This window comes from Planctobacterium sp. AWH2_060, assembly GCF_056158425.1.
This window is the reverse complement of sequence record NZ_JBSWTG010000001.1, coordinates 548,716-561,976: the sequence shown is the minus strand read 5'-3', so window position 1 is coordinate 561,976 and position 13,261 is coordinate 548,716. Positions and strand designations below refer to the sequence as shown.

13 protein-coding genes are annotated in these 13,261 nt (G+C 46.1%); 7 read left to right on the top strand and 6 right to left on the bottom strand.

Going from position 1 to position 13,261, the window contains the following annotated elements; translation table 11 throughout:
• Positions 1-7: 7 nt before the first annotated feature.
• From ACXAD8_RS02395 to ACXAD8_RS02370, 6 genes are all read right to left on the bottom strand, one after another.
• Entirely contained in the window at positions 8-1,138 is a 1,131-nt protein-coding gene (locus tag ACXAD8_RS02395; protein ID WP_475224443.1) for a helix-turn-helix transcriptional regulator, read from the bottom strand.
• A 95-nt stretch (positions 1,139-1,233) separates the two neighbouring features.
• On the bottom strand, positions 1,234-1,980 hold the full coding sequence (locus ACXAD8_RS02390) for a CPBP family intramembrane glutamic endopeptidase (RefSeq protein ID WP_475224441.1): 747 nt from the start codon (positions 1,978-1,980) through the stop codon (positions 1,234-1,236).
• 101 nt (positions 1,981-2,081) lie between these two features.
• The gene (locus ACXAD8_RS02385) at positions 2,082-2,684 is read right to left on the bottom strand and encodes a class I SAM-dependent methyltransferase (protein WP_475224439.1); all 603 of its coding nucleotides are present in this window, start codon (positions 2,682-2,684) and stop codon (positions 2,082-2,084) included.
• A 41-nt stretch (positions 2,685-2,725) separates the two neighbouring features.
• On the bottom strand, positions 2,726-3,328 hold the full coding sequence (locus ACXAD8_RS02380) for an exopolysaccharide biosynthesis protein (RefSeq protein ID WP_475224437.1): 603 nt from the start codon (positions 3,326-3,328) through the stop codon (positions 2,726-2,728).
• A gap of 7 nt (positions 3,329-3,335) precedes the next feature.
• The gene (gene puuE, locus ACXAD8_RS02375; protein ID WP_475224436.1) at positions 3,336-4,238 is read right to left on the bottom strand and encodes an allantoinase PuuE; all 903 of its coding nucleotides are present in this window, start codon (positions 4,236-4,238) and stop codon (positions 3,336-3,338) included.
• A gap of 5 nt (positions 4,239-4,243) precedes the next feature.
• Positions 4,244-4,891 (bottom strand): TetR family transcriptional regulator C-terminal domain-containing protein, encoded by a 648-nt coding sequence (locus tag ACXAD8_RS02370; protein WP_475224434.1) that lies wholly within the window; start codon positions 4,889-4,891, stop codon positions 4,244-4,246.
• A 245-nt stretch (positions 4,892-5,136) separates the two neighbouring features.
• On the opposite strand from ACXAD8_RS02370, the gene xdhA reads away from it, so the two are divergent.
• The 7 genes from xdhA to ACXAD8_RS02335 all read left to right on the top strand — a co-directional run bounded on the left by xdhA (position 5,137) and on the right by ACXAD8_RS02335 (position 13,189).
• Complete coding sequence (gene xdhA / locus ACXAD8_RS02365; RefSeq protein ID WP_475224432.1) at positions 5,137-6,582, top strand: xanthine dehydrogenase small subunit; 1,446 nt, start codon at positions 5,137-5,139, stop codon at positions 6,580-6,582.
• The gene (gene xdhB / locus ACXAD8_RS02360; protein WP_475224431.1) at positions 6,575-8,929 is read left to right on the top strand and encodes a xanthine dehydrogenase molybdopterin binding subunit; all 2,355 of its coding nucleotides are present in this window, start codon (positions 6,575-6,577) and stop codon (positions 8,927-8,929) included. The genes xdhA and xdhB overlap by 8 nt, the downstream gene beginning before the upstream one ends.
• Positions 8,926-9,756: a xanthine dehydrogenase accessory protein XdhC gene (gene xdhC / locus ACXAD8_RS02355; protein ID WP_475224430.1), complete on the top strand. Its 831-nt coding sequence runs from the start codon at positions 8,926-8,928 to the stop codon at positions 9,754-9,756. The genes xdhB and xdhC overlap by 4 nt, the downstream gene beginning before the upstream one ends.
• Positions 9,753-10,271 carry a 2-oxo-4-hydroxy-4-carboxy-5-ureidoimidazoline decarboxylase gene (gene uraD / locus ACXAD8_RS02350; protein ID WP_475224428.1) on the top strand — a complete coding sequence of 173 codons (519 nt, stop codon included), beginning with the start codon at positions 9,753-9,755 and terminating at the stop codon, positions 10,269-10,271. Before xdhC ends, uraD begins: the two co-directional genes overlap by 4 nt.
• A complete protein-coding gene (uraH, locus tag ACXAD8_RS02345) occupies positions 10,268-10,591 on the top strand; it encodes a hydroxyisourate hydrolase (RefSeq protein WP_475224427.1) in 324 nt (107 codons plus the stop codon). Before uraD ends, uraH begins: the two co-directional genes overlap by 4 nt.
• 27 nt (positions 10,592-10,618) lie before the next feature.
• Entirely contained in the window at positions 10,619-11,908 is a 1,290-nt protein-coding gene (guaD, locus tag ACXAD8_RS02340; protein WP_475224425.1) for a guanine deaminase, read from the top strand.
• Between the two features lie 84 nt (positions 11,909-11,992).
• On the top strand, positions 11,993-13,189 hold the full coding sequence (locus ACXAD8_RS02335) for a urate hydroxylase PuuD (protein ID WP_475224423.1): 1,197 nt from the start codon (positions 11,993-11,995) through the stop codon (positions 13,187-13,189).
• The last annotated feature ends 72 nt before the right edge of the window (positions 13,190-13,261 follow it).

Genomic DNA, 13,261 nt, shown 5'->3' with positions numbered 1-13,261 from the left:
AGTAATATTATTGGATTAGTGAGTTTCGATAAGCTGACGGGCTATGTCCCGTCATATTTTTAAAGGCAGTGTTAAATGTGGATTTAGAGTTGAAACCGACATCAAAGGCGATAGTAGTGATTAACTTGTCGCTTTGCTCTAATTCCCGCTTTGCTTCTTCCACGCGATAACTGTTAACGAACTGAAAAAAACGCGTGTTCAGATGTTGCGATAAGGTCTCTGAAATATGGTTTTCCGTCTCTGCTATTGCCTGAGATAACTTATTAAGCGACAAGTCGTCTTGCAAAAACAATTTGTCTTCAATCATAGTCTGATGAAGTTTGGATGCAATTAATTGCATCTTCTCTCTGCTAATAATGGCTTCGCGAGGCTGACTGGTGCGTGGTGCGCCTTTTTCAGATTGCTCCAATACTTTCTGAGCCAAAGATTTCTGGATAAAAATCGCCAAGGCAATAACTTCAAGTGTTGGCAGCAGCTTGCCAGAACCAAACCACAACCAACCCATGGCTCCCGCCATAAACTCCACTGAGAACAATAGCCATACAGCTCCCCAAACCCACAAAATGGATCTAAACCAGGCAAGTGAATTGTGCTCAATTTCAGAAAAACGCTCCATAAGTTGTTGTACGTGAGCGCTATGCAATTTCAGCGATAATATTAGAAAAACAGCGGTAAACACGATAAATGTTACAGTGCTAAACAAGCAGGTAAACAATGCAATGCGCCACAATTCCGGATCGCGTGTGGCAGGACTCGCCAGTGCCAGCTTTTCTGCCGGGGTAATCAAAACCATAAAGGGCAACATCGCCACAACCACCAAAATCGGACCGGCAGCAGCTAACCACAAAATTTTTTTATCTACGGCTTTTTCAGCAGACATAGTGGCATGAGCATAAAGATACAAAGCTGGCCCTAACAGTATTCTGAAAGGCAATTGCAACCCTGCTAAACCGGGCGCATAAACGTAGGCACCGGAATAAATGAACAGTTCACCCAGCAAATGGACGAGCAATAACACAAACAGTCCCTGAAGATAAAAGTTTTGCTTTTGTGCTGGTCTTTTAAAAACCTGCAACAAGGCCATTAACACCATGCCCAGCATGCAGGAGTATAAAACTGTGGGAAACAGTTCAATCATTTCATGAAACTCAATGGTTTTTTATTGTTTCAGATACAAATTGATTAATATCATCTTAATTTTGAATTTATTTCTAATAAGGCTATACAAGTATCTTAAAATACAGCGGTCAGACAATGTAATACAATATCCAGACTAAAATGCGCAACTATGGCAGAAATAAGCCCATAACGCCAAAAGCACCAGCCATATAAAATAGAAACGCAGGTATTTCCTATAACGGTACCCCAAATAGCAAACGCATCGGTTACCCCATAAGACATCAGTTGGGGAAGATGGGCTGTCCCAAATAAAATACCCACCACTAATATTGTCCAAAATACTACGACATCAGTTAAAGGTTTTTTTAGGAGCAGGTTTTGTATGGCAAACAAGAGTAACGTCATTAATCCAAGCCTGAACCAAATTTCTTCCCCTACACTTGCCCCAAGAGACACGAGGAATCCACCGATAACTCCCCTAAAACCATATTCTGGCATCTCATCGGGCAAAGCGGAATCACTTCCCCAGCGAATTGCCAACAGGAATGCGCCCAAGGCAATTCCGTTTATAAACGCAAATTTCACCCCTCTCTGTAGCACGTTAGTTTCAGATGTTCTCTCGCTCACTAAGCCAAGGCCCAGCTTTTTGCCGCATGGGAGCCCTACAAGCAATGCTGGTAAAGTGCATAAAGACAAGAATAGAAGGCTGGGTACCATAGTAACAATGAAGTCTTCATCAGAAACCAGCTTTTCGTAAGCAATGTAACTGAACTGCGTTAACACAGTGACCAGAAACAAAAACATAAATTGAAATAGAAAATCACGGCGATTTTTATAAATGGATAACAAAACAGCTTCCATGACATTTATACTGGCTCTCAGCATAAAGAAATGACCACATAGCAACAAACAATAAGATGTTATTAAACGTAAATTTCGTAGACTGATAGACCACTCGAAAGCTAAGTGCCCTTTTCCACTATCAGATAAGTGTGTAATTCGGGATGCTGATCAAACTCCAGATGGCGAATGATACAACCGGCGTCCATAAACAGAGTTAAAAAACCATTTAAGCCCAAAGAGGAATAGTAGACTTCTGGCCCCATCGCTTTATTTTGATGGTCCCCTGCCTCTTCCGTACCACCAAAAGAAAAAATGAAAACGCCACCGGGGTTAAGTGCCGCAATAATCTTATTCAACACTGGTTTTTGCATATCCAATGGAATATGCCAGATACTGTCCCAGGCTGTGATGAAATCGTATTGCTGTGTTAAATTAAACTCACAGATATCTTGGTGATAAAAACACACATCCGGATTGCGCTGACGGGCCAGTTCAATCATCTTTGCCGAAACATCTAATCCCGTATATTGAAAGCCACGAGATACCAATAAATCAAGAAACCGCCCGGTACAGCCGCAACCAATATCCAACGCATTTCCCTCGGGTTGCGCAAAGCTCAGCGCTTTTTCATGTGCTGTAATACCATTTTGCCGATTAAAGGATTCTCGCTGCCAAAAATGGGTAATTTGGTCGTAGGCTTTGCCTGTTTCAATTGGCTTCATTGCAGTTTTCTTTTACTTTATCGTTCTAAATTCTGTGATACTCAAAAAACCAGGAAAAACAGTCCGGTCATCACGCTCAATCCCAGCAGCGCTGCTGTAACTTGCACTAAACCATCACGCTCTAATAATCCCAGCCCCATAATCACCAACACCAGTGCAGGCCCTAAATTGGTAAATGGTAAGGGCAATGTGATAATGGCCCCCAACAAGGTAATGATAAAGCCATTTATACGGTCAACAATAAAAGCTTCGGTGAATTGCCAGCGCGGTTTTAAAAAACGCTCTATCGCCCTGATTTTTGGCTCGAAAGTCAGTAAGGCTTTAGCCACACTGGTGCCACTAAGCGGACGGTCCAAAATAAATTTGGGTAACCAGGCTTTTGTGCGCCCAAAGCCCATCTGGATACCCTGGCACATGATCAGAATACCAGCAAAAAGGGATACAAACGGGAGCACATTAAAAATAGACAAGAAGATTAGTAGTAAACCGAAAGTCCGATCTCCCATGCGATCCGTCAACATTCGCAAGGTGATTTTTTCCTGACCGCAGCGCTCAATCAGAGAAACAAGGACATCAGAGGTGCGAGTTCGAGGCGTCTCAGGAATGGTAAACAGCGTTTTGTCAGTATTTTTATTTTGTGTCAAACTAATCTCAGCTGTATGGATGCTCAGCCTGCCAGTGTCGGGCAATTTGCTCCCGGGTACACAACCAAACGTGATCTTTTGCTTTTATATACTCTACAAATCGTTTTAAAGCAGCGAATCTGGCAGGTCTGCCAATGATGCGATTATGTAAGCCAATGGATAACATTTTAGGTTGCATCTGTCCTTCTTCGTAAAGAACATCAAAGGCGTCTTTCAGGTATTGATAGAACTGTTCCCCACTATTAAAACCCTGCGCGGTTGCAAAGCGCATATCGTTAGTATCCAGGGTATAAGGCACCATCAACAAGGGTTTGCCATTTTGAGTATCGTAATAAGGCAAATCGTCCGCATAGCTGTCTGCGCAATAGAGGATATCCTCTCGTTCGGCTATCAATTTAAGCGTGTTAGGACTGGTTCTGCCTGTGTACCAGCCAACCGGAGCTTTGCCGGTTAACTGCGTATGTAGTCTGATGGCATCAGCAATTTGCTGGCGTTCCTGAGCGATGTCCATATCTTGATAATGAATCCAGCGCAATCCGTGACTGGCAATTTCCCAGTCTGCCTGCAGCATAGCCTGTACCGCTTCCGGGTTGCGTTGCATCGCCATAGTGACACCAAACACCGTGATTGGGATTTGATGCTCCAGAAACAATCGGTGCAATCGCCAAAATCCAGCGCGACTGCCGTATTCGTAGATGGACTCCATGGACAGGTGGCGATCAGGAAAAGCCTGGGCGCCTATAATTTCTGAAAGAAATATTTCTGAGTGGCTATCTCCGTGTAAAACGCAGTTTTCGCCGCCTTCTTCATAATTAAGTACAAACTGCACCGCGATCTGCGCCCCACCCGGCCATTTGGCGTCTGGCGGGTTCGCGCCGTAGCCCTTTAAATCTCTGGGATAACCGTCCATAGCTTTTATTCCGGCACTTTCAGGCCACAGCTGCCCAAAATTGAGCGACACAGATAATCGCCAACATCCTGGAAGCCTTTTTTATTCAACATCTTGCCATCCTTTAAAATGCTAATTTGAGCAGAAAAATCAGCGTAATGCTGAGTGGTAGCCCAAATCTGGAACATCAACATCGCCGGATCCACATTGGCCATTTTACCGTCCTGAATCCATTGCTGAATAATAGTAATACGGGATTGAAACCAGCTAACCATGCCGGCCTTAATTTCATCAGACAGTTGCTCTGCCCCTTTGATCATTTCCATGGCAAAGATTTTAGAGGCTTCGGGATAAGTGCGGGATAATTCCAGTTTTTCGCGGATATAACGCGACAAGGCGACAGCCGGATCATCCTGCGCTGTTGCGTGGTCAAAACTGGAATTCCACAGGGACAAAATATCGCTCAACACGGCTTCATAGATGCCCTGTTTGGATTTGAAATAATAAAGTACGTTTGCTTTAGGTAATCCGGCTTTTTCAGCCACTTCTTGGACAGTAGCTCCCTGATAACCTTTAGTGGCAAACACAGTCACCGCAGCTTTGATGATTTTGCCGTAATTTGCTTGTCTGACACTGCCCTTTACGTTCTTTTTGACGCTTTTTTGCACTAGCACTGATTCTTTTCCTCTGCCGGTATTCCAATTTCTGATAGCGTTGGCTGCAAACAATATATATTAATCTTCGCAGAAAGCGCCATACTATAACAGGTACTACAGTTAATTTAGGCTATAACAATATGGCATTGTATGAACTGTTGTTGATTCAAACTGCCAAATTGTTCACTTGCAACCCTGTTGAAATACCAATATATTGACCAAACGGTCAAGTTTTACAATATATTTTAACCCGGAGGCACCTGATGATCAGCTTCTTGCTGAATAATGAACCCATCCATATTAGCAATATTGATAACAATTGCACTGTTTTGGAATGGCTCAGAGAAGATAAGAAACTGTGTGGCAGCAAAGAAGGCTGTGGTTCTGGTGATTGTGGTGCCTGCACGGTTGTATTAGCAGAGATCAATAATTCCGACGATGGTCTGAATTACAAAGCCATCAACAGTTGCATTACGTTTATGTCGGCGCTGGACGGCAAACAGCTTATTACCGTCGAACACCTGGAAGAGCAATCACAATTACACCCGGTACAACAGGCCATGGTGGATAAGCATGGCTCACAATGTGGTTTTTGTACTCCGGGATTCGTCATGTCTATGTTTGCCCTCTATAAAGACAGAAGCAATGACAGCAGCAATGATTTAAACAGGGATAACATTGAACACGCCCTGTCAGGCAATCTGTGTCGCTGTACCGGATACCGCCCTATCATCGATGCAACATTACAGGCTTGCGCGCAGCCTGCCCCCGATAAATTTTCCAAAACAGAGTCCGATGTTATGCAGTCTCTGAAGGCTTTGCCTGACAATAAGGGAGTCGACGGGCTGCATCTCCCTAAAAACCGCGCTGAACTGGCTGCGCTAATCAACAAATACCCTGATGCACGACTGGTGGCTGGCAGCACAGACCTGGCGCTGGAAGTAACGCAAATGTACAAAACCCTGCCGCAGTTGATCAGCACACGTTATGTCCCTGAACTTAATCACCTGACGATAGATAACAAGCATTTAGTTATTGGTGCCGCTGTCACCTACAGCCAGTTACAAGATACTTTGTTAAATGAGTATCCTGAACTCAGTGAACTACTCACCCGACTTGGTTCACTACCTATCCGTAACCAGGGAACACTGGGAGGCAATGTCGCCAATGCTTCGCCAATTGGTGATATGCCGCCGGTCTTATTGGCATTAGATGCCACCTTGACCATAGACGACGGCGAGCAAAGCAGAAGCTTGCCGGTGCAGGATTTCTTTTTAGATTACAAAAAAACGGCCCTTCGCTCCGGAGAGTGGCTGCGCGATATTCGTATTCCCGCAAAAGTGAATGCTAGTTTTTTAAGCGCTTACAAGATATCCAAACGTATCGAAGATGATATCTCAGCGGTATGTGCCGTCTTTAATCTGCAGCTGGAAAATGGCGTTGTCAGTAACCTGCGCACCGGATTTGGTGGCGTCGCGGCCATTCCTTCTCGTTGCACTGCACTGGAGACAGCCATCACCGGAGAAACCTGGAACAGAGAAACCATGCTAAAAGGCAAAGCCATATTAGCCAATGCTTTCAATCCAATTGATGATGTCAGAGCCACAGCTCAATATCGCAAGGATATGCTGGTTAATTTGTGGCAGCGCTTTTGGCTGGAGTCTCAGAACCACAACCACATGGAATTGAGGGTGTTACAACATGCGTAAATTAATAGACAACAACACGACACCCGGTTTCAGCATTAAATCAGTCGGCACCAGTAAAAAGCACGAAAGCGCTGAACGCCATGTTACCGGTAAAGCCAGATACATCGACGATATGCCAGAGCCCGCAGGCTTAATGCACGCCGCGGTGGCAATGAGCGAAACCGCCAAGGGCATCATTCGCACCAAAGATGTCAGTGCAATTAAAGCGTTTCCAGGCGTTGTGGACGTAATCACAGCAGAAGACGTACCCGGTCATCTGGACATAGCTCCTGTGTTCGAGGGCGACCCGATGCTGGCGAACCAAAAGATTTTATTTCATCGTCAGCCCTGGTGTGCACTATTAGCCACCTCCACCAATGTTGCCCGAAAAGCGGCTGGTTTAGGAAAGTTAGAAGTCGACGCCGAAAAACCGGATTTGGATATCCATCAGGCTCACCAGAAGCAAAACTTCGTCCGCCCTACGCACCAAATGAAACAAGGGGATTTTGAAAAAAGCAGTGCTTCGGCGGCGATTACCGTAAGTGGTGAAGTCAAAATTGGCGGTCAGGAACACATGTATCTGGAAGGACAGGTTGCGCTGGCCATTCCCGAGGAAGAAGACCGAATAAGCATTTACACTTCCTCACAACATCCCAGTGAAGTTCAAAAACTGGTTGCCGAAGTGCTAAATATCAAACTGCACAAGGTTACTGTTGATATGCGCCGCATGGGGGGGGGATTTGGCGGTAAAGAGACTCAGGCTGCGCAATGGGCCTGCATTGCAGCCTTGCTAGCCGTACGCAACTGCTGCCCGGTCAAATTGCGGGTTCCTCGCATGCAGGACATGATGCTGACCGGTAAACGCCATCCATTCCAAAACAGCTTTACTGTGGCCACCGATGAGCAAGGGGTAATTCAGGCCACTCAGGCAAATATCAATGGGCTTTGTGGACATTCAGCGGATTTGTCTGAAGCCATTGTCGACAGAGCCATGTTTCACTGTGACAACGCCTATTACCTCGGAGCAGCTGACATTGTGGGCTACCGCTGTCGCACCGATACCGTATCTCACACTGCGTTTCGCGGCTTTGGTGGGCCGCAAGGCATGGTATTAGCTGAAGCCATGATTGAGGCTATCGCCCGGAAAACCGGAGAAGATCCCCTTACTATACGACAGCGCAACTTGTATGGTGGTGCTGGGCGCGATACGACTCAATACGGCATGAAGATTGAGCATAACAACTTGCCGGATCTTATCCAGCGACTGACTGAATCATCAGAATACTGGCAACGCAGGGAAAGCATTCAGCAATTTAATCAGCAAAATACCGTTCTCAAGAAAGGTCTGTCGCTGACACCCGTCAAGTTCGGGATTTCCTTTACCGCAAAACACCTGAATCAGGCGGGTGCATTGGTACATATTTATACTGATGGCAGCGTTCAGGTAAATCACGGTGGCACCGAAATGGGCCAGGGCCTGCACACTAAAATCCAGCAAATTGCCGCCAATGAATTTGGTCTGGATATTGTGCATATCGAAGTTACCGCCACCCGCACGGACAAAGTACCGAATACCTCGCCTACTGCGGCTTCCAGCGGCACCGACATCAATGGCAAGGCCGTGCAAAATGCCTGTTTAACAATAAAGCAACGTCTGGCGGATTTCTGGGCCGAGCAAAATCAGGGAAACAGCGACGCGGTTACATTCAAAGACGGTGTGGTTAGCCTGGATAAGGCGCAAATTCCCTTTGCCGATCTGGTGCAACTGGCTTACATGAATCGGGTTTCTTTGTCCTCTACCGGTTTTTATAAAACCCCTAAAATTCACTATGACCGCACCACCGGAACCGGCCGTCCATTTTTCTATTTTGCCAATGGCGCTTCGGTTTCAGAGGTAACTCTGGATACCTTAACCGGTGAATATCGGGTTGACCGGGTTGATATTTTGCATGATGTCGGCACCAGCTTAAATCCGGCCATTGATATTGGTCAGATTGAAGGCGGGTTCATTCAGGGTATGGGCTGGCTAACCACAGAAGAATTGTTGTGGGACGACAAAGGCAGGTTGCTCAGCAATAATCCGGCAACCTATAAAATTCCGGCCATTGGGGATACGCCCAGGGAATTCAATGTAGAGTTATATCCTTACCCCAACGAAGAAGACAGTATCTATCACTCCAAGGCTGTGGGTGAACCTCCCCTCATGTTGGCCATGAGTGTCTGGTGTGCACTTAAAGATGCCATTTCCAGCCTGACTGATTACAAAGAAGATCCGAAGCTGGATCCGCCTGCCACGCCAGAAAAAGTGTTAAAGGCTATTCAGTCACTGCCTGCTGACAGCCTCACTGTTGAGGTGTTAAGCCGATGAAGATCAGCAACTGGATGCAGGCCATCAGCTATTGTCAGGAGAAACAGCACCCCTTTGTGTTGGCCACAGTCATAGAACACAAAGGCTCGGTACCACGAGACAGTGGCGCCAAGATGGTGATCACTCAGGACCAGACTTTTGACACTATCGGCGGTGGCAACCTGGAACACTTGGTTACGCGTAGTGCTCAGACTATGCTACTGGCAAATAATACGGCGATAAAAGTCGAAGAGTACCCTTTATCAGCTAAGCTGGCCCAGTGCTGTGGTGGTTTTGCCAAGGTATTGCTGGAAAGCCATCAGATTCAGACACAACAAATCGCTGTGTTTGGCGCAGGCCATGTCGCTAATGAATTGCTGCCTATCCTGCAGCGCTTGCCAGTAAGAATACATTGGATTGATGAACGTTCTGATTTATTCCCGGCAACAATGCAAGCCAACGTCAATATCATCGCCACTGATTGCCCTGTCAGCGAATTAAAGTTACTACCAGCAAATACGCTTGTTCTGATCATGACCCACAATCATCAGCTGGATTTCGATTTGGTTAAAACTGCACTCAAGCGAGATGATATTCAATATGTAGGCATGATAGGCTCACAAACCAAAGCCAAACGATTTCGCTATAAATTAAAACAGCGAGAGCTGAGCGATGTCCAAATAAACAAGCTGGTGAGCCCGGTGGGAGAACTCTCGGTACCGGGAAAAACCCCCATTGAAGTGGCCATTTCCATGGCGGCCCAAATCACCCAGTTGTTGCATCAATCGAAACAGCAAAGCACGACTACTGACGCAGAAGAACACATTCAGGAGGACACTCTCGCGTGACCTTACAACAACTCAATCAGCTCAATATTGACGATTGCATTAACTGGTTTGAACAAACCTGTGCGGCGCAAAACTGGTGTCAAAAAATGACACAAGCCCGTCCCTTTTTAGGTTTATCTGAATTACAAACCAAAGCGGAATTCTTTTGGCAACAATGTAGTCACCAGGACTACCTGCAAGCCTTTGAAGCCCACCCTATGATTGGCGATGTCAACAGCCTGCGAGAAAAATACGCCAGTACGAAAGGCATAGCCAGTAATGAACAATCCGGCGCCCAAAGTGCCAGTGAAGAAACCTTGCAGTCGCTACACCGGCTAAATCAGCAATATCTGGAAAAACATGGTTTTATCTTTATCGTGTTTGCGACGGGGAAAAGTGCCGGGGAAATGTTACAAATACTGGAAGAGCGGCTGCCCAATGATACCGAAACTGAAATTCAACTGGCGGCTGCCGAACAACTAAAAATTACCCTGCTTCGAATCAACAAACAATTGCAAATGGAAGGCTCAGTATGATCACGTTATCCAGCCATGTTTTAGATACCACCAAAGGGCGACCTGCAGCAGAAATGGCCTTAATTTTAACCTCGCCAGATGGGACACAGCATCAGGGGGTAACCGATAGCGATGGTCGCTGTAAAGAATGGGGCATAGCGCACTACGAGGCCGGGGTTTATTGTTTGCGCTTTATGTGTAAGGAATACCTGGACAGTTACGCCCCGGACAGCCTGTATCCTTTTGTCGATATCCATTTTGAAATGACAGAAAGTGGCGGCCATTACCACATTCCCCTGTTAATCTCGCCCTTCGGTTTTAGTAGTTACCGCGGCAGTTAAGTAAAAAATTCAGAGAATAAGTTAATTATGAGTATCAAGTTAATCACCGGTCATATTGTCCACTTCCCAAACAGCACAGAATCGCCGTATCAGGATGTAGTGGAAATCAAACAAGGTGCTTTAGCCATTGATGGTGAAAAAATCCTGGCAACGGATACGGCTGCGCAGTTAACACAACGCTATCCCGATGCGGAAGTAATAGATTACGGCAACAAACTGGTGCTACCCGGTTTTATCGATACCCACCTGCACTTTCCACAAACAGAAATGATTGCCAGTTTCGGGGAGCAGTTAATTGACTGGCTGAACAAATACACCTTTCCCACAGAGCGCCAATTTGAAGATCCAGCCTATAGCCGAAAGATTGCCGATTTTTTCCTGAACCAATTGTGGCGCAACGGCACCACCACGGCAGCCGTATGGGCAACTGTACATAAAAACTCAGCAGAACAATTATTTAGTGCGGCTTACGAACGCAATATGCAGATATTAACCGGCAAAGTATGCATGGACCGCCATTGCCCAGAATACTTGCAGGATACCCCTGAGTCAGCGCAACAGGACTCTGCAGATCTCATTGCCACCTGGCATAACAAAGGCCGTCTGAAATATGCCATTACTCCAAGATTCGCCCCCACCAGTACCGAAAAACAAATGGCCATGATGGGTGAGCTGATGTCCAGTTACAAAGACGTCTATTTGCAAACTCACCTGAGTGAAAATCAACAGGAAATTGCCTGGGTAAAAGAGCTGTATCCCAACAGTAAACACTATCTGGACGTGTATGACAGCTACCAAATGGTGACAGAGCGCTCTTTGTTCGGTCACTGCATACATTTGGAAGATGACGAATGGCGACTGATGTCAGAAAAAGGGGCGATTGTCTCCTTCTGCCCCACGTCAAACCTGTTTTTGGGTAGCGGATTATACAATCTCAATAAAGCCAAAGCGTTTAACGTTAAAACGACTCTGGCCACAGATGTAGGTGGTGGCGACAGTTTTAGTATGTTGCGCACATTGGGCGAAGCCTACAAGGTATTTCAACTACAAAACATCACCATGGATTCGTTGTCAGGCCTGTACATGATGACCAGGGGCGCAGCAGATGCCCTGAAGTTACCTGATATCGGGGATTTTAACGCCGGTACATTTGCTGATTTTACCGTGTTAGATCCGCATTTTAATGAGCTATCTTCTTTGCGTTTACAGGACTCTGACGATGCAGAAGATATTTTATTCGCGCTGAGTATGCTGGCCGACGAACGTGCCACCGTCGCTACCTGGATTGCAGGTAATCCTGTATGGCAGGCACAATAATAAAAACTAAAACGGAATAGCCTTTAGTGAAGGCAAACTACAAATAACAGGGATAGCTAAAAACAATAAGTTAAGGGGACTTTTATGTGGGCTGACTGGGTTGCGTTATTTATTCGCTGGTTTCATGTCATTGCAGGCATCGCCTGGATAGGCGCGTCCTTTTATTTTATCTGGTTGGATAACAATCTTCGTCAACCGCCACAATGGAAAAAAGACAAAGGCATTAAAGGTGATCTTTGGGCTGTGCATGGTGGTGGCTTTTACGAAGTCGCCAAATACGAATACGGCCCGGAGCAAATCCCCAAAACCCTGCATTGGTTTAAATGGGAAGCCTACGCCACCTGGTTGAGTGGCATGTTGCTGTTGATATGGATGTATTATCTGGGCGCCGAAGCTTACCTGATTGATCCGGGTGTTAAAGCCATGGAGGCCTCCACAGCCATCAGCCTGGGCCTGGGGTTTATCTTTGGCGGTTTGTTTATTTACGAAATTGCCTGTCGCAGCCCGCTGGCAAAATCGGCCGGTCTTTTTGCGGTATTTTTAGTATTGTTTTTAAGTTTATCGGCCTGGCTGGCTACTCAGTGGTTTAGCGGTCGCGGTGCCTACATTCACGTTGGCGCCCTGATAGGCACGATAATGGCCGGCAACGTGTTTTTTACCATCATTCCATCGCAGCGAAAACTGGTCCAGGCGGTAACAGATAAAGAGCCCATTGATCCGCAATGGGGTGCCGGTGCCAAGCTGCGCTCAGTACATAATAACTATCTCACACTGCCCATTATCTTTTTAATGATTTCAAACCACTACCCTATGACCTACCAGCACCCACAAAGTTGGTTAGTACTAGTGGCTATTGCTGCTGTATCAGCCTGGATTAGGCATTTTTTCAATCTGCGCCACATCGGTATAGTCCGGCCTTCAATTTTGATTACCGGCGCAATAGGTATGTTATTTATCGCCATTTGGGTATCAAAACCTCAAACCACACCGGTGCAAACTTCAGTGGACACAGCCCCCACAATTCCGGTAAATCAGGACATAATGGCCCTTATGCAAAAACACTGTAGCAACTGTCACAGCGAGACACCCAGCGATGATATCTTTGTGGTTGCGCCACTGGGATTAAAGCTGGACAACTGGTCACAGGTTATTCAATGGGCTCCACGAATCCACCACCGGGTATCTGTGACCAAAGACATGCCGTTATTGAACAAAACCGGTATGACCGACGACGAAAGACAGCAAATCAATGACTGGTACCATGAGACTATCAAGAAATAGCGCCAGCCCAAAAGTTGTAATTTTACGTAAATATTCTGTACATCACCTCACTGATCCTTACACTATTAGCCT

What these genes read in the sequence shown, in the direction of transcription:
- ACXAD8_RS02395 (WP_475224443.1), bottom strand. Translation starts at nt 1,138, where the DNA reads ATGATTGAACTGTTTCCCACAGTTTTATACTCCTGCATGCTGGGCATG.
- ACXAD8_RS02390 (WP_475224441.1), bottom strand. Translation starts at nt 1,980, where the DNA reads ATGGAAGCTGTTTTGTTATCCATTTATAAAAATCGCCGTGATTTTCTA.
- ACXAD8_RS02385 (WP_475224439.1), bottom strand. Translation starts at nt 2,684, where the DNA reads ATGAAGCCAATTGAAACAGGCAAAGCCTACGACCAAATTACCCATTTT.
- puuE (WP_475224436.1), bottom strand. Translation starts at nt 4,238, where the DNA reads ATGGACGGTTATCCCAGAGATTTAAAGGGCTACGGCGCGAACCCGCCA.
- xdhA (WP_475224432.1), top strand. Translation starts at nt 5,137, where the DNA reads ATGATCAGCTTCTTGCTGAATAATGAACCCATCCATATTAGCAATATT.
- xdhB (WP_475224431.1), top strand. Translation starts at nt 6,575, where the DNA reads ATGCGTAAATTAATAGACAACAACACGACACCCGGTTTCAGCATTAAA.
- xdhC (WP_475224430.1), top strand. Translation starts at nt 8,926, where the DNA reads ATGAAGATCAGCAACTGGATGCAGGCCATCAGCTATTGTCAGGAGAAA.
- uraH (WP_475224427.1), top strand. Translation starts at nt 10,268, where the DNA reads ATGATCACGTTATCCAGCCATGTTTTAGATACCACCAAAGGGCGACCT.
- guaD (WP_475224425.1), top strand. Translation starts at nt 10,619, where the DNA reads ATGAGTATCAAGTTAATCACCGGTCATATTGTCCACTTCCCAAACAGC.
- ACXAD8_RS02335 (WP_475224423.1), top strand. Translation starts at nt 11,993, where the DNA reads ATGTGGGCTGACTGGGTTGCGTTATTTATTCGCTGGTTTCATGTCATT.